Origin of the sequence: Streptomyces sp. 8N706 (genome assembly GCF_052245415.1) — a bacterium.
Taxonomy (GTDB): domain Bacteria; phylum Actinomycetota; class Actinomycetes; order Streptomycetales; family Streptomycetaceae; genus Streptomyces.
In genome coordinates, this window is the sequence record NZ_JBQQBW010000052.1 from 31,705 (window position 1) to 47,158 (window position 15,454).

Below are 15,454 nucleotides of genomic sequence, written 5' to 3' on the forward strand. Positions count from 1 at the left end.
CGTATGCACGTGCATGGGTCAATACGGAAATGAGGGCGAGCGCACCATTGCAGCGCGCCCGCCCTCTCTCACTGTGCGAGCCGGTGAGGCTGCTCAGCCCATCAGTCGTCACTGATGCCAGATACCGGCGTTCTTCTGCTCGGTGCTCTGGTAGTTCTGAGCCGCCGTGTCCAGGGCCTTCGCGATGGACTCCAGGGTGGCGTGCAGGGACGCGGCGCGCTTGTCCCACTCCGCCTGCTTCTGCTGGTAGCCCTCTTGCGCGGCACCCTGCCAGCTCTGGGCGATCTTCTTCACGCCGCTCTCGAGGTCGTCGAGCTGGGTCCTGATGTTGCTTGCCGTCCCACGGACGTCAGAGCTGGCCTGCGAGATCGTCGCAAAATTGACGAGAACTTCACCGGACATGGTGTCTCCTCGGGGAGTAGATGAGATCGGGTCGATTCAGAGTGATGCGTGCGCACCGCGGAGGCGGCGCGGCACGGTCATCCGAAGGGAGAGGCCGAAGCGCCCGACTGCGACACGATCTGCTGCTGCTCCTCTTCCGAGGCCACGTAGTTCTTGGTGGTCTCGTCGATCGCTTCCTTGATGTCCATCAGGATCTGGTTCAGCTTGGTCGCGTCCTCGTTCACCTGCGTCTGCATGGTGTTGAACGAGGTGGCCGCAGCACCCCGCCAACCGCCGGTGATCGTGTCGACCACCGTCTGCAGACGCTTGATCTCACCCTGGATCGAGCTGCTGACGGTGGAGATACGGCCGCTGAATGCGACCATCTCTGCTTCGGTCGTAGTGAACTGTCCAGCCATCAGTCAACGTCCCCCATGAGACTCGCACCTCGCCCGTACGCGCTTGCGGAGGCTCTCGTACGGTCGGCATCGCTTGTTGATGCCTACTGTCACTCTAACCACCCGGTCTGACATCCCCCAACGGAGGGCGGGTAGTTGTGACGGGTTCACAACATTCACACAACTGTCCACTGCCCCAGGGCCATTGACGGTCAGACCGGGCGAATCCGGGTGCTTCCGATCAGGAGCCCTGCGGCTGCTTTGCGTCGTCGGTGTTCAGTGAAGGTCCCGCCGACAGCAGCTTCGACCACGCCTCCGGCACCACGGGCTGACTGCTGATGTTGCCGTATCCCAGCCGCAGTTTCGCCTGGTCCTGATCCTTTTCGGCGTTGCCCGCAGCGGTCCCGGTGTCGTTGTTCCGCTGCACCGAGTAGCGCAATCCCGTGTCCGTGACCAGGAAGAGGAAGCCATCCTTCGACTTGCCCTGCGCCTCCGTGTAGAGCAGCCCGCTGCCCGGCGTCACATATGCGCTGCTGGCGCCGTCAGCGATCGGCACCGGGTAGCTCTTTCCGGCCCACATCGACATGTCCGGGTAGTCGGTGGAGAAACCCGGGGCGGCCTCTTTGTTGGCTCCGTACCAGACACTGCAGATGGTCTTGTTGCCGTCGAAGGTGTTCGTCTGGGACGTGACCTTCTGCGGCCACGCTCCCTTGGGCCCCATGACCTTCGCCATGAACGGCTCCTTGTCGGCCGTGACGCTCGCCTGCCCCAGAGCGACCGCTTGCGGATTCCCGTCCGGGTACGCCTCGCTCCCGACCGGCCCCTCCAACAGCAGCTTGGCGACGAAATCCGAGACCGCCGACACCCCGTCGCTCTCCACGAGGTAATGCTGGCCATTGGCCTCGAGCACCTTGCCGATGGTCCGGTGCTCCTCCGGCACCCCCTCCGCGGACGACGGGCCACCCGCACCCGGCAACGGTGGCAGGAAGATGGGGACAGGGCTCTTGATGAGAGTGGCCATCCACTCCTGCGTCACCTTCTGCGGCTCAGCCGTGTCTCCGTAGAGGATGCTGCGCAGCAGGTTGTTCTGTCGCTCCTTCTCCGCGGCCGGGACCGTTACTCCTGTCGCTTCGGCGGCTGCGGACGCGTTGAGCGGGAAAGCGACACCGCGGTCGTCCACCAGGTACTGCCGGCCGGCCTCGTCCTCGACGAACATCGAAGTGCGTTTGTTCAACCTGCCCTTGCCGGGGTCCACGAGCTTCTTGCGGTTCTTGTCGCTCTCGCTCAGGACGAATACGGCCCGTTGCGCCTTCGAGCGCTCGTTCCCGCCCGGGCGCTCGCACAGCATCCAGGTCTTCTTCGTCTTGGCGTCGTCCGGGTCGGGCAGCCGGTCGGGAGCGTACGGAATGCCGATCAACGGACCGTGTTTCGGTGCCGAAGGACCGTCGAGCACCGATTCCTTCACCTTGACGACTTCATTGCTCTTCGCATTGAGAACCAGCCGGGCGGAAGCGAGATTGAGAACGGGATGGAGGAGAGACTTTCCCTTCGGGCACTCTTCGCCCTCCTTGGTCTCGACGCCGCAGAGCACCACATAGCGCGTGGTGGACTCATCGCCGACGATCACCTTCTCCCCCGGTGCATTCCAGCCCTGGGGCGCAACCGGCTTTATGAGGCCGCAGGCTCCGAATCCGACCAGGATCAAAGTCCCGAGCAGGACCGACGGCAGGACCGTACGCATAGGCCGGGGGGCGCTTTCCACCGAGCCGTTCGGGAGGGGCTTCAGGAACGAAGCCACCGTCCTTCTGCGCGCGAAGCTGTACGCATTGAGCTCGTCCCGACGTGATGCCATCTGTGCCTTGTCTCCCCGACTGTCGGATCCACCAGCGACCGCCCCCGGCTGTTGCTGCGCCGCGGCCCTCTACTATGCCGTGCGATGATCGGCCCGTACGGTACGGGTGCCACGTTAGACGGCGCCAACCGAAGCGGCGGTCAGACGCCGAGGCGCCAACGAGTAGAGGAGCAGGCCGGGGGATGTCCAGCGCGACCAGGACCCGACGCCGCAGTCAACGGCAGCAGCAGCCTGGCAGTCCGGGCAGGGGACGAACGGCCCAGGGAGCGCCGGGCGTTGCGCCTGGCGGCGCACCGGCGCCCTACCGGCCCGCCGGCCCGGTGACGCCCCGGCTGCGCGCACAGGCCGGCCGCATCGGCGGCGTACGTGTGCAGCAACTCGTGCTTCTCGAAGTGGCCGCGGCGCTCGTGGTGGTGGGCCTGGTGATCCACCCGGTGGCCGCCATCGGCACCGGGATCGCCGCGGCCGCGCTCGTCGTCTTCGCGATGGGCCGCCGTCGCCGGATCCCGCTCCCCGACTGGATCGCCACCGTGCGGGCCATGAACCGGCGCAGGAGCGACACGACCCCTGTCCCACCGGACATCGAGTCCGCCTTCGCGCCCGTCGTGGAGTGCGACCCCAGCCTGCGGACGTACGAGTACACCAACCGCGACCAGCGCGCGATCGGGTTCGTCGGCGACGGCACCTTCCTCACCGCGATCGTGCTGGTGGAGGCCCGGGACGAGCCACTGCGTCCGCAGCCCGGCAGCCGCCCGCTGCCCCTCCATCTGCTGCACTCGGCGCTCGATGTGGAGGACATCCACCTCGAATCCGCGCAGTTCGTGCAGTACACCCAGCCCGCACCGGCCCCGCACCTGCCCGAACAGGCCGTCGCCGCCCGCTCCTACGCCCCGCTGCAGGCCCAGACGCAGACCCCGGCCATCCAGCTGACCTGGATCGCGCTCAAGCTCGACCCCGAGCTGTGCCCGGAGGCCGTGGAGGCGCGCGGCGGCGGTCTCGGCGGTGCCCAGCGTTCGCTGCTGCGCGCCGCGGACCAGCTGGTCAGCAGGCTCAACGGCTCCGGACTACGGGCCCACATCCTTGAGGAACGGGAGATCGTGACCGCCCTCGGCATCGCCGCCTGCGTCAACCCGCGGGCCACCAACGCGGCGTCGGGACAAGGCGGCCGGATGACCCGGCGCACCCAGGAGACGGTGCGCGCCTGGCGCTGCGACGACCGCTGGCACACCTCGTACTGGATCCGCAGCTGGCCGCAACTCGGCCCGGGCGCCACACCGTTGGCCGGGCTCGCCTCGCTGCTCGCCGGCACGCGCGCGATGGCGAGCACCTTCAGCCTGACGGCGACGCGGGGCAGCGCCAACGCCCCCGGGGTGACCGGGTACGTACGGCTGTCGTCCCGCAGTGAGAACGAACTCACCGCTGCGCAGCGGGAGTTGGAGCGCCGTTCCGGATCCGTGAAACTGGGGCTCGTACGGCTGGACCGTGAGCAGCTGCCCGGTCTTCTGGCAACGCTCCCCCTCGGAGGTACTCGCTGATGACCACGCCCACGTACCCCCCGCGCGCGGACTGGAGCAACCAGCGCAGCTGGAACAGCAACCGCCCGGGCCGGCCCAGCCATCTGCCCACCCCCGAGCCGGAGGCACCCCAGGCGCCCCTGCCTCAGCAGCGCTTCCTCCCCGGTTTCGGGCTGCGGGGGCCGCGGCGTGACCGGCACGTCCTGCCGGCGGAGGCCCTCGGCAATCTGACGCTGCCGGTGGGCGACGACGGTGTGGTCATCGGCGTCGACCCGCAGAACCAGGCCGCAGTGCTCAGTCTCCTGCGGCCCACCGCACTCGATGTGGTGCTGGTGGGCAGCATGTGGATGGCCCAGTTGCTGGCACTGCGCACGGTCGCGGTGGGCGCACGGGTCGCCGTCGAGACCGCACGCCCGGCGGCGTGGGCCCAGATGGCACAGGCCGCCGGAGGCGGGCAGCAGTGCGTATCGGTGCACGACGTGCGGCAGATCGCCCCCCAGGGTCCTTCCGTCTCCAGCCCGGTCCTCGTCGTACGGGACTGTGGCGCGCAGCCTCCGCGCAATCAACTCGCCCCCAGCCCCTGGCAGTCGGCGCTGACCCTGCTGCCGTTCCTGGGGCCGAAGGCGCCGCGGCTGCTGGCCCGGGCGGACGTGATCGGTATGCAGCGGCTCTCCCCGGAAGAGGCCGAGGTGGTCGCGCGGATCATGCGGCTCCCGCGTGAGGTGACGGCCGCACTGCCGACGCTCAGCGACAATGCCATGCTGTGGTGCACGCGCGACCACCGGCAGTTCGTGCTGACGCAGCCGACGGACGCGGAGACCGGTCTGCTGGGCATGCCTCGGCGCATCGACTAGGCCGCGAGAGGACGGCCGACCGGCGCTGTAACCGAACTCTGCGACCAAGCGCTGTGACCGAGCGCTGTGACCAGGCGCAGGCGGAGTGGCAAGACCTCAGCTGACGATTCCGGCGCGCACATGATTAGGCTGTCTTCTGAGCGGCGGCAGCACTCAAGACAGCCAACACGGGGAGGGGATCGTCGGTGAGGCACGCGGTGGTGCGCACCCATGTCCGCTACGACCGAATGATTCGCCTGTTTCCGGTCCTGCCGCTCAGGTGCGTTTCAGTGCAGGAGGCACAGTGAACAGCGATCGGGACGACCTCCGTTCTGACGGGGCCTACTCCGACGACGAACGGGACGTCGAGCTCACTGGCGAGTTCAAGCTCGACTATGCCGCGCCGGCCTGGTACGCGCAGAACAGTGGCGATACGGGCGGCGGTGCGGCCGGCGCCGCACCGACTCCTCCGCCGCCGACCGGCAGCCCGTTGCCGACGGCCGGACCGCCCTCGTTCGGCTCGGCGGTGGGCGGCGGGCAGCCGACCGGGCCCGGTACACCGCCCACGCCGCCTGCGTTCACCCCGCACACCCCCGCGCCGCAGGCGCCTTCGCCGGTCGCCCCGGTGCATCAGCCGCCCGCCGCTTCCACGGGGGGTCCCGGCATGACTCCCCATCAGTCCTCGGGGGCTGGAACGGGCAGCGCTCTGGGAAGTGGTCCTGCTCCTGCGGCCGAACCGACCTCACCTGTACCGGGTGGCTCCGCCACGTCCGCGGCCGGCGGGCCACCTCCGCCCGGCTTCCCGATGCTGCGGCCGGTCGACCCCGCGGACAGGGCCGCCGTTTCGCCTGCCCAGGACGGTTCGCCTCCCCCGGCCGATCCCCCGGGTCGCGGCGCGGAGCCCGCGCCGGACACCGCATCCGCTGCCGCACCCGACCATTCCGACGAGCCCGCGGCCGCGTCCGAACCCGACAGCGCTGCCGCACCCGCCTCGTCGCGCGTGCGCAGCGGATCAGGAGTCGATCCATCCGCCGCGCTCTGGGGCGACGATCCGGATCCGGAGCCAGAGCCGGAGCAGGCACCCGAGCCGGAGCGGACGCCGGAGGCGACTCCGGAGGCGGGTTCGGCCTCCGACGAAGCGACGGCGGACACTCCTCAGGCCCCACCGCAGGACGAGCAGCAGGAGGAATCCGCGCCCGCGCCGACCGCCCAGCCGGCCACAGGCGTCCCCGTGGAGCCCACCCCGCCGAACTCCGCCCAGCCCGGCGCCACTCAGCCGTCGGCGGCCCCGGCTCAGCCGAGCGAGGGCGCCCCGTGGAGCGGGGGACAGCCGGAGAGCCCGCAGTCGGGCTCTCCCACGCAGGGTGGACTCCCGCCGCTGCCCCCGAACTTCCAGCCTGCGGATCCCGCCCAGTCACAGGCCCAGGCCGCCCAAGCAGCTCAGGCTGCCCAGGCCTCCCAGGCGCAGGCCGAAGCTCAGGCCCAAGCCCAAGCTCAGGCCCAGGCCCAAGCCCAGGCCCAGGCCGGTTACGGCTACCCCCAGCAGGGCACCCCTGCCCCGCAGCACGGTTGGCCGGCTCCTGCCGCGCCCCTCCCACAGCAGCAGGGAGACGCACCGGCCGCGCCGCCCGTCAATCCGTACGCGACCGCGTACCCCGGGCAGCCCGCCGCCCATCCCCCGCAGGACGGCGGTTACGGCTACCCGCAACCCGGCCCGCAGCCCACTGCCGCCGGGCAGCCTCCCGCTGCCCACCCACCGCAGCAGGCAGCCGCACCCCAGACGGGCTACGGGTACCCCCAGGCCGGCGCTCAGCCGCCCCAGGCACAGCCACAGCCGTATGCCCAGGCTCCGGACCAGCACCCCACCGCATCCGAACCACCGCAGCAGCAGGGCGTACCCGCCGACCCGAACGCCCCCACGCCACAGGCGGGTTACCACTTCCCGCAGCCCACCACCCCCCGCACGGACGGCTGGTCCCCCTCGCCCGGTCCGGGCCAGCAGCAGCAGCGCTCCGCCCCCGGGGCGCCGCTGGGCTACGGCGCTTCGGTCGAACTGAACTCCGACCGACTGCTGCGCAGCCAGCCCAAGAAGAAGAAGCCCGGCGCCAACGTCCCGCAGCCGTCCCGGTTCAAGCTCGGCAGCAAGAGGGAGGAGGCGGAGCGGCAGCGCAAGCTGGAGCTGATCCGCACCCCGGTGCTGTCCTGCTACCGGATCGCGGTGATCAGCCTCAAGGGCGGCGTCGGCAAGACCACGACCACCACCGCCCTCGGCGCGACGCTCGCTTCCGAGCGCCAGGACAAGATCCTTGCGATCGACGCCAACCCGGACGCCGGCACGCTCGGCCGCCGTGTCCGCCGTGAGACCGGCGCGACCATCCGTGACCTGGTGCAGGCGATCCCGAGTCTGCACAGCTACATGGACATCCGCCGGTACACCTCACAGGCGCCCTCAGGCCTGGAGATCCTCGCCAACGACGTCGACCCCGCCGTGTCCACGAGCTTCAATGACGAGGACTACCGGCGCGCGCTCGACGTGCTCGGCCGGCAGTACCCGGTCATCCTCACCGACTCGGGCACCGGTCTCCTCTACAGCGCGATGCGCGGAGTGCTCGATCTCGCGCATCAGTTGATCATCATCTCCACGCCGTCCGTGGACGGTGCGAGCAGCGCCAGCACCACCCTCGACTGGCTGTCGGCGCATGGCTACGCCGACCTGGTGCAACGCAGTCTCACCGTCATCTCCGGGGTCCGCGAGACCGGGAAGATGATCAAGGTCGATGACATCGTGGCCCACTTCGAGACACGGTGCCGCGGCGTGGTCGTCGTACCGTTCGACGAGCACCTCGCCGCGGGAGCCGAGGTGGATCTCGACATGATGCGGCCGAAGACCCGCGAGGCGTACTTCAACCTCTCGGCCCTGGTCGCCGAGGACTTCATCCGCGTTCAGCAGGCCGAGGGGCTGTGGACCGGGGACGGAAACGCCCAGCCACCGCATGGGGCCCCGCCGCTGCCGGGCCAGCCGCAGCCGTACGGTCAGCCGGCCGGCTACCCGCCCCAGCAGGGTGGCTACCCCCAGCAGCCGGGGCAGCCGTACGGACAGCAGCCGGCGCAGCCGCAGGTCGACCCGCGGACCGGGCAACCGCTGCCACCCCAGTACCCGCAGCCGGGCGCGCAGTGGCAGACGGGCCAGCCCTCGGCGCCGGGCGTACCCGGTCAGCCGGGTACGCAGCCCCAGCAGGGCGCGGTCCCGCCGGGTGCCGTCCCGCCGGGCTGGACTCAGCAGCCACAGCAACAGCCCCAACAGCAGCCACCCCAACAGGCCCAGCAGGGCGAACAGGAGGGCCCGCAGGGTTCGTTCCCGCCCGGCCAGGGCTGGCAGCAGCCCGGGCAGGGGGAGCAGCCGCAGCAGCCCGGTTACGGCTACCCGCCACCGCAGCAGCAGTAGGGGCAGGCGGCGCCCCGACGCGAACGTCGGTCTCCATCACCCGCGACCAGGTGGTGAAGACCGACGTTTCCGTTTCTCGGCTGCTCGGCGGCGGCCGCGGCCCTGCTCAGCGCTCGTAGGCCTCGATCAGCTCGCGCGAGCGCTTCACATCGTTCGCGATCCCTTCCAGCAGCGCCTCGATCGACTCGAACGTCTCCTGCCCCCGCAGGTAGACCAGGAAGTCCACCGCCACGTGCAGGCCGTACAGTTCCAGTCCGACCCGGTCGATCGCATACGCCTCGACCGTCCGCTCGACGCCGTTGAACTGCGGATTCGTCCCGACCGAGATCGCCGCGGGCATCGACTCGCCCTCGACTTCCAGCCACCCCGCGTAGACCCCGTCCGCCGGGATCGCGGTGTGCGGCAGCGTCTCGACGTTGGCCGTCGGATAGCCGAGCTCCCGGCCGCGCTGCGCGCCCCGTACGACCACGCCCTCGACGCGGTGCGGACGGCCGAGGATCTCCATCGCTCCGGTCACATCGCCCTCGGCGACGAGCCGCCGCGTCAGGGTGGAGGAGAACGGCTCGCCGCCGCCCGCCTCCCCGCGCACATACAGGTCGACGACCTCGACCTCGTAGTCGTACGTACGGCCCAGCTCGGTCAGGAAGGCGACATCGCCCGCCGCCTTGTGCCCGAACCGGAAGTTGGGCCCCTCGACGACGACCCTCGCGTGCAACTTGTCGACCAGCACCTTCACCACGAAGTCGGCAGGCGAGAGCTTCGAGAACTCCTGCGTGAAGGGCAGGATCAGCAGGGCGTCCACACCCAACTCCGCCATCAGTTCCGCGCGCCGGTGGTGGGCGGCGAGCAGCGGGGGGTGGCTGCCCGGGCGTACGACCTCACTGGGGTGCGGGTCGAAGGTGACGATGACGGAGGGGATGCCCAGCTCACGCGCGCGTTCCACGGCCTGGCCGATGATCAGCTGGTGCCCGCGGTGCACGCCGTCGTAGGAACCGATGGTGACGACGCTGCGTCCCCAGCCCTCGGGGATGTCCTCCAAGCCACGCCAGCGCTGCACTGTGACCGCTCCTCGCCCGAACCGTGTACGTAGGTGATGCCTATCCGCTTACGCAGGTCTAAGACTGCCATGCCGGGTGTTCGGCGCTCGCATCGGCATCGCACCGCGGCAGCCGCGGAGGCCGTACGACCGCCCGGACCGCTGTCCGGGCCGCCGCCGTGCGCGTCAGGCGGGCGATCAACCGGGGCACTCACTGAACGCGCCCCCTTCCGCTCCGGTGATTCACTCAGCGCGCCTGCCCGTTGGGGTGAATACGGGTGGGCGGATGGATAGGCACTCTCCGGAGGGGGATCGTGGAGCGGGGACGCGTCAGGGGGGCGTCTGCCCCGCTCCACGATGGTGTCCGGAGGGAGCCCTCAGCGGACTCCCGGCAGACGCTGTGTCACGCGAAGACCGCCAGGCTCTTCGCCTTGCCGCCCGCTTCCTCCACCAGCGCCAGGAAACGCCCGTCCGGTGCGAACACGGCGATGGGACCCGGCTCGCCCAGCCCCGGTGCGTCCAGCCGTACACCGTTCGACAGCAGGCGTGCCTGCTTCTCGTCCACGTCCCAGCGGGGGAACGCGGCCGCGGCGGCCTCCGCGATCGGCATGACCGTGAGCGACTCCTCCAGCTGCTCCAGCGTCCTCGCCGCCTCGAGCCCGTACGGGCCGACGCGGGTCCGCCGCAGGGCGGTCAGATGGCCGCCGACGCCGAGGCCGGCGCCCAGGTCACGGGCGAGCGCACGGACGTACGTCCCCGAGGAGCACACGACCGTGGCGTCGAGGTCGAGCACCGCGGTCCCGTCCTCCGCCGTCGCCTCCCGCACCTCGTGGACCACGAAGGACGAGACGGTCACCGGCCGGGCATCGAGCTCGAAGTCCTCGCCCTCGCGCACCCGCGAGTACGACCGCTTGCCGTCGATCTTGATGGCGCTGACCTTCGACGGCACCTGCATGATGGCGCCCGACAGCGCGGCGACTTCCGCGTCGATGTCCTCGCGGGATACGGCGGAAGCGGCGGCCGAGGAGGTCACCTCGCCTTCCGCGTCGTCGGTCACCGTCGTCTGTCCGAGCCGGACCGTGGCGACGTACTCCTTCTCCGTCAGCGCCAGATGCCCCAGCAGCCGGGTCGCCTTTTCCACTCCGAGGACGAGCACGCCCGTCGCCATCGGATCGAGCGTCCCCGCATGTCCGACCCGCCGGGTCCGCGCGATACCGCGCATCTTCGCGACGACGTCGTGCGAGGTGAAGCCGGACGGCTTGTCGACGACGACCAGGCCGTCCGGTCCGGTGCTTCGGCGCTTCATTCGGCCGCTTCGTCCTCTTCCGGCTTGCGGTACGGGTCCGCCTCCCCGGCGTACGACGCCCCCGTCGACGCCTCCCGTACCTCGGCGTCCTTCGCCCGGGCCTTGTCGAGCAGGTCGTCGATGGTCCGGGCGTTGTCGGGCAGGGCGTCCGGCACGAAAGCCAGGGTGGGGGTGAACCGCACCCCGGTCTGCCGCCCCACCTCGGACCGCAGCACACCCTTCGCGCTCTCCAGGGCCGCCGCCGACGCCGCGCGCTCCTCGTCGTCCCCGTAGACCGTGTAGAAGACCGTGGCCTCCCGCAGGTCACCGGTGACCCGGGCGTCCGTGATCGTCACGAACCCCAGCCGCGGATCCTTGATACGGCGATCCAGGGTCTCCGCGACCACGACCTGGATGCGGTCGGCCAGCTTGCGGGCCCGCGCGTTGTCGGTCACCGGTCCGTCTCCTTCTTCGTCTCCACCATGCTGATGCTCGCGACACCGACGGGATCAGTCGTCATCGCTTCCGTGGAACCGCCGCCGTACGGCCAGCAGCTCCACGTCCGGCCGTGCGGCGACCATGCGCTCGCACCGGTCCAGTACGTCCGTGAGATGCCCCGCGTCGCCGGATACCGCCGCCAGGCCGATCTCAGCCCTGCGATAGAGGTCCTGCTCGCCGACCTCCGCCACGCTCACCGCGTATTTACGGTGCAGTTCGGCGACGATCGGGCGGACGACGGAGCGTTTCTCCTTCAGCGACCGTACGTCGCCGAGGAGCAGGTCAAAGGACAGTGTCCCTACATACATGCAGTCCGGGTCAAGCCACCCGTGAGGCCTCGTCCAGCACCAGTCCCGCCGTTCGCCCGGCAGGGACACAAGAACCGTACACGCAACGGCCGGGGCCGATCGACGGAAATAACCGCCGACCGGCCCCGGTCCGCTCTGCTGACGATCAGCCGCGCGGCTTCTCGCGCATCTCGTACGTCGCGATGACGTCGTCAACCTTGATGTCGTTGAAGTTGCCGAGGTTGATACCGCCCTCGTACCCCTCGCGAATCTCGGTGACGTCGTCCTTGAAGCGACGCAGACCCTCGATGTTGAGGTTCTCCGCGATGACCTTGCCGTCACGGACCAGGCGCGCCTTGGTGTTGCGCTTGACCTCGCCGGAGCGGATGAGAACACCCGCGATGTTGCCGAGCTTGGAGGAGCGGAAGATCTCGCGGATCTCCGCCGTGCCGAGCTCGACCTCTTCGTACTCCGGCTTGAGCATGCCCTTGAGGGCCGCCTCGATCTCCTCGATCGCCTGGTAGATGACCGAGTAGTACCGGACGTCGACGCCCTCGCGGTCGGCCATCTGCGTGGCGCGGCCTTCGGCGCGCACGTTGAAGCCGATGACGATCGCGTCGGAGCCGGACGCCAGGTTGATGTCGGACTCCGTGACCGCACCGACGCCGCGGTGCAGCACACGGATGTCGACCTCTTCGCCGACGTCGAGCTGGAGCAGCGAGGACTCGAGGGCCTCGACCGATCCGGACGCGTCGCCCTTGATGATGAGGTTGAGCTGCTGCACCTCGCCGGCCTTGAGCACCTTGTCGAGGTCCTCGAGGGACACCCGGCGGGTGCGCTTGGCGAAGGCGGCGTTCCGCTCACGAGCGGCACGCTTCTCGGCGATCTGGCGGGCGGTGCGGTCCTCGTCGACGACGAGGAAGTTGTCGCCGGCGCCGGGGACATTGGTGAGACCCAGCACCAGGACGGGGGTCGAGGGACCCGCTTCCTCGACGTTGTTGCCCTTGTCGTCGAGCATCGCCCGGACACGGCCGTACGCATCGCCGGCGACCATCGTGTCGCCGACCCGCAGGGTGCCGCGCTGGACGAGCACGGTCGCCACGGCGCCGCGGCCACGGTCGAGGTGGGCCTCGATCGCGATGCCCTGCGCGTCCTGCTCCGCGTTGGCGCGCAGGTCGAGCGAGGCGTCCGCGGTGAGGACCACGGCCTCGAGGAGACTCTCGATGTTCTGACCCTGCTTGGCGGAGATGTCGACGAACATGGTGTCGCCGCCGTACTCCTCGGCCACCAGGCCGAACTCGGTCAGCTGACCGCGCACCTTCGTCGGGTCCGCGCCCTCGACGTCGATCTTGTTGACCGCGACCACGATCGGCACCTCGGCCGCCTTGGCGTGGTTCAGCGCCTCGATCGTCTGGGGCATGACGCCGTCGTTGGCCGCCACCACGAGGATCGCGATGTCGGTCGACTTGGCACCGCGGGCACGCATGGCGGTGAACGCCTCGTGACCCGGGGTGTCGATGAAGGTGATCTTGCGGTCCTCACCGTTGACCTCGGTGCCCACCTGGTAGGCGCCGATGTGCTGGGTGATACCGCCGGCCTCGCCCGCGATGACGTTGGTCTTGCGGATCGCGTCCAGCAGCCGGGTCTTACCGTGGTCGACGTGACCCATGACGGTCACGACCGGCGGACGGCCGACGAGCATGTCCTCGCCGCCCTCGTTCTCGCCGAACTCGATGTCGAAGGACTCGAGAAGCTCGCGGTCCTCCTCCTCCGGGCTGACGATCTCGACGACGTAGTTCATCTCGTCGGCGAGGAGCTGCAGCGTCTCGTCGGAGACCGACTGGGTCGCGGTGACCATCTCGCCGAGGTTCATCATCACGGCGACCAGGGACGCCGGGTTGGCGTTGATCTTCTCCGCGAAGTCGGTGAGGGAGGCACCACGCGACAGGCGGACGGTCTGTCCGTTGCCGCGCGGCAGCATCACGCCGCCGACGGACGGGGCCTGCATGGCCTCGTACTCCTGGCGCCTCTGCCGCTTGGACTTACGGCCGCGACGCGCCGGACCGCCGGGACGGCCGAACGCACCCTGGGTGCCGCCACGGCCGCCGGGGCCGCCGGGACGACCACCGAAACCGGGACGGCCACCGCCGCCACCGAAGCCGGGGCCACCGCCGCCGGGACGACCGGCGAAACCGCCGCCGCCACCCGGACGACCGCCGCCACCGGGACCCGCGGGACGGCCGGCGAAGCCGCCGCCACCGGGACGACCGCCGCCACCGGGACGTCCGGCACCGCCGGGACCGCGACCGCCGCCGCCGCCGGGGCCCGGACGCGGGCCGGCAGCGGGACGCTGCGGCATCATGCCGGGGTTCGGACGGTTGCCGGGGGCGCCGCCGCCGGGTCCACCGGCGGAACGAGGCCCGCCCTGGCCGGAGCCCTGCGGACGGGGCATGCCGCCCGGGGTCGGACGGGCGCCACCCTGGCCCTGCGGACGGGGGGCACCGCCGGGGCCGCCCTGCGGACGCGGGCCGCCGGGGCCGCCCTGGCCGCCGGGGCGGGGAGCGCCACCGGGACGGGGCGCCTGCGGGCGCGCCATCCCCGTGCTGCCACCGGAGGTGAAGGGGTTGTTACCCGGACGCGGACCGGACGGACGGCCACCGGAGCGCGGAGCGCCCTGACGGTCGCCACCAGGGCGCGGACCGCCCGGACGGGCGCCGCCCTCACCGCGGCCCTGGCCGCCGCCCTGGCCGGAGGGACGGGCCGGACGCGGGCCGGGGGTGCCACCGGGCTTGGGAGCCGCCGGAGGCGCGGTGAACTCCGGGGAGGCCGGAGCCGGCGTCACGGGCTGGGCCGGGCCGGGCTTCGGCGCCGGGGCCTTCGGGGCCGGGGTGGGACGCGGGCCCGGAGTGGGGGGCGTCGGAGTGCTGCTCTTGGGCGCCTCGGCCGCGGCCGGCTTGGGGCCGGGCGTCGGCGGCTTGGGGGCAGCGGGACGGGCCGTCGCACCCGGAGTGGGCGCGGACGGCGCGGGAGAACCTCCCGAGCGTCCGGCTGCGGGGGAAGGCGCCGCCTTGCGGGGCGCCGAGGGCTTACCGCCGGCCCGGCCTGAGCCGTTGCCCTGCTGGAAAGCGTCAGTCAACTTGCGCACAACCGGCGCCTCGATCGTCGAGGACGCCGACCGTACGAATTCACCGAGTTCTTGGAGCTTGGCCATGACGACCTTGCTCTCCACTCCGAACTCCTTGGCGAGTTCGTATACCCGGACCTTAGCCACTTCGCTCCTTTTAGGTCCGGGTTCCGCCGGACCGTCGCTACTTCATGGGCGTACTCATCGCGTACTCATCGAGTGCTCATCGCAATCTCGACCTACTTCCGACTCGCGAGGTACCTGACCGCACGGTTACCCGTGCCGTTCTCTTACGGTGTTGCCTGTCTGTTGCGGTGTTGCCTGCTCGACATACCGGCGCAGGGCCGTGGTATCGAGCGGTCCCCGGCCCCGGAAGGCCCGGGAGAACGACCGGCGGCGGACCGCCAGGTCGAGACAGACCGGGGCGGGGTGCACATAAGCACCCCGACCGGGCAGCGTACCGCGAGGATCGGGGACACACGCGTCCTCGATCACCGCGATGCGCAGCAGATCGCCCTTGGCCGCTCGCTCCCGGCATCCCACACAGGTTCGCTCAGGGCATACGCGGGCATGCGTCCGGCCAGACACGCTTAAGTCTACCTCCCCACGCGGCCCTCACCCTGCTGGGGTAAAGGCCGCATGGCTGCTCGTTATTCCGGTTCCGGCTCCGTTTGTTCCCGGTCTCCGGCCCACGGTCACCCGGTTCCCGTCACCGGCCACCGGTCCTCGGTTGTCAGTTCTGCTCGACGGGCTGCTGCTCGGTGTCCGGACGGATATCGATCCGCCAGCCGGTCAGCCGGG

Annotated in this window: 13 protein-coding genes and 1 pseudogene; 4 read left to right on the forward strand and 10 right to left on the reverse strand. The window is 70.5% G+C overall.

Annotated features, from left to right (window positions below; translation table 11 throughout):
* Positions 1-108 precede the first annotated feature (108 nt).
* The 3 genes from ACTWQE_RS20240 to ACTWQE_RS20250 all read right to left on the reverse strand — a co-directional run bounded on the left by ACTWQE_RS20240 (position 109) and on the right by ACTWQE_RS20250 (position 2,631).
* Positions 109-402 (reverse strand): WXG100 family type VII secretion target, encoded by a 294-nt coding sequence (locus ACTWQE_RS20240; protein ID WP_443330398.1) that lies wholly within the window; start codon positions 400-402, stop codon positions 109-111.
* Between the two features lie 77 nt (positions 403-479).
* Positions 480-800 (reverse strand): WXG100 family type VII secretion target, encoded by a 321-nt coding sequence (locus tag ACTWQE_RS20245; RefSeq protein WP_443330399.1) that lies wholly within the window; start codon positions 798-800, stop codon positions 480-482.
* Between the two features lie 220 nt (positions 801-1,020).
* Positions 1,021-2,631, reverse strand: coding sequence for a type VII secretion protein EccB (locus ACTWQE_RS20250; RefSeq protein WP_443330400.1), 1,611 nt, complete (start codon positions 2,629-2,631; stop codon positions 1,021-1,023).
* A gap of 182 nt (positions 2,632-2,813) precedes the next feature.
* Here ACTWQE_RS20250 and eccE point away from each other — a divergent pair, with 182 nt between their 5' ends.
* The 3 genes and pseudogenes from eccE to ACTWQE_RS20265 all read left to right on the forward strand — a co-directional run.
* Entirely contained in the window at positions 2,814-4,166 is a 1,353-nt protein-coding gene (gene eccE / locus ACTWQE_RS20255; protein WP_443330401.1) for a type VII secretion protein EccE, read from the forward strand.
* Positions 4,166-4,999 carry a hypothetical protein gene (locus ACTWQE_RS20260; protein ID WP_443330402.1) on the forward strand — a complete coding sequence of 278 codons (834 nt, stop codon included), beginning with the start codon at positions 4,166-4,168 and terminating at the stop codon, positions 4,997-4,999. Before eccE ends, ACTWQE_RS20260 begins: the two co-directional genes overlap by 1 nt.
* A gap of 283 nt (positions 5,000-5,282) precedes the next feature.
* Positions 5,283-5,351: pseudogene (locus ACTWQE_RS20265) on the forward strand (hypothetical protein); the annotation flags it as partial.
* A 20-nt stretch (positions 5,352-5,371) separates the two neighbouring features.
* On the opposite strand, the gene ACTWQE_RS20270 reads toward ACTWQE_RS20265, so the two are convergent.
* On the reverse strand, positions 5,372-5,560 hold the full coding sequence (locus tag ACTWQE_RS20270) for a hypothetical protein (protein WP_443330411.1): 189 nt from the start codon (positions 5,558-5,560) through the stop codon (positions 5,372-5,374).
* Positions 5,561-5,642: 82 nt separating this feature from the next.
* On the opposite strand from ACTWQE_RS20270, the gene ACTWQE_RS20275 reads away from it, so the two are divergent.
* Entirely contained in the window at positions 5,643-8,423 is a 2,781-nt protein-coding gene (locus ACTWQE_RS20275) for a nucleotide-binding protein (protein WP_443330410.1), read from the forward strand.
* Between the two features lie 106 nt (positions 8,424-8,529).
* On the opposite strand, the gene ACTWQE_RS20280 is transcribed toward ACTWQE_RS20275, so the two are convergent.
* The 6 genes from ACTWQE_RS20280 to ACTWQE_RS20305 form a co-directional block, all read right to left on the reverse strand.
* Positions 8,530-9,480 carry a bifunctional riboflavin kinase/FAD synthetase gene (locus tag ACTWQE_RS20280; RefSeq protein WP_443330403.1) on the reverse strand — a complete coding sequence of 317 codons (951 nt, stop codon included), beginning with the start codon at positions 9,478-9,480 and terminating at the stop codon, positions 8,530-8,532.
* Positions 9,481-9,862: 382 nt separating this feature from the next.
* Positions 9,863-10,765, reverse strand: a complete 903-nt coding sequence (truB, locus tag ACTWQE_RS20285; RefSeq protein ID WP_443330404.1) for a tRNA pseudouridine(55) synthase TruB — start codon at positions 10,763-10,765, stop codon at positions 9,863-9,865.
* Positions 10,762-11,199: a 30S ribosome-binding factor RbfA gene (gene rbfA, locus ACTWQE_RS20290; protein ID WP_443330405.1), complete on the reverse strand. Its 438-nt coding sequence runs from the start codon at positions 11,197-11,199 to the stop codon at positions 10,762-10,764. Before rbfA ends, truB begins: the two co-directional genes overlap by 4 nt.
* Positions 11,200-11,253: 54 nt before the next feature.
* Positions 11,254-11,550 carry a DUF503 domain-containing protein gene (locus ACTWQE_RS20295; protein WP_443330406.1) on the reverse strand — a complete coding sequence of 99 codons (297 nt, stop codon included), beginning with the start codon at positions 11,548-11,550 and terminating at the stop codon, positions 11,254-11,256.
* Positions 11,551-11,695: 145 nt separating this feature from the next.
* Positions 11,696-14,800 carry a translation initiation factor IF-2 gene (gene infB, locus ACTWQE_RS20300; RefSeq protein ID WP_443330407.1) on the reverse strand — a complete coding sequence of 1,035 codons (3,105 nt, stop codon included), beginning with the start codon at positions 14,798-14,800 and terminating at the stop codon, positions 11,696-11,698.
* A gap of 126 nt (positions 14,801-14,926) precedes the next feature.
* The gene (locus ACTWQE_RS20305) at positions 14,927-15,241 is read right to left on the reverse strand and encodes a YlxR family protein (RefSeq protein WP_443330408.1); all 315 of its coding nucleotides are present in this window, start codon (positions 15,239-15,241) and stop codon (positions 14,927-14,929) included.
* Positions 15,242-15,454: the final 213 nt, after the last annotated feature.

What these genes read in the sequence shown, in the direction of transcription:
- ACTWQE_RS20240 (WP_443330398.1), bottom strand. Translation starts at nt 402, where the DNA reads ATGTCCGGTGAAGTTCTCGTCAATTTTGCGACGATCTCGCAGGCCAGC.
- ACTWQE_RS20245 (WP_443330399.1), bottom strand. Translation starts at nt 800, where the DNA reads ATGGCTGGACAGTTCACTACGACCGAAGCAGAGATGGTCGCATTCAGC.
- ACTWQE_RS20250 (WP_443330400.1), bottom strand. Translation starts at nt 2,631, where the DNA reads ATGGCATCACGTCGGGACGAGCTCAATGCGTACAGCTTCGCGCGCAGA.
- eccE (WP_443330401.1), top strand. Translation starts at nt 2,814, where the DNA reads ATGTCCAGCGCGACCAGGACCCGACGCCGCAGTCAACGGCAGCAGCAG.
- ACTWQE_RS20260 (WP_443330402.1), top strand. Translation starts at nt 4,166, where the DNA reads ATGACCACGCCCACGTACCCCCCGCGCGCGGACTGGAGCAACCAGCGC.
- ACTWQE_RS20275 (WP_443330410.1), top strand. Translation starts at nt 5,643, where the DNA reads ATGACTCCCCATCAGTCCTCGGGGGCTGGAACGGGCAGCGCTCTGGGA.
- truB (WP_443330404.1), bottom strand. Translation starts at nt 10,765, where the DNA reads ATGAAGCGCCGAAGCACCGGACCGGACGGCCTGGTCGTCGTCGACAAG.
- ACTWQE_RS20295 (WP_443330406.1), bottom strand. Translation starts at nt 11,550, where the DNA reads ATGTATGTAGGGACACTGTCCTTTGACCTGCTCCTCGGCGACGTACGG.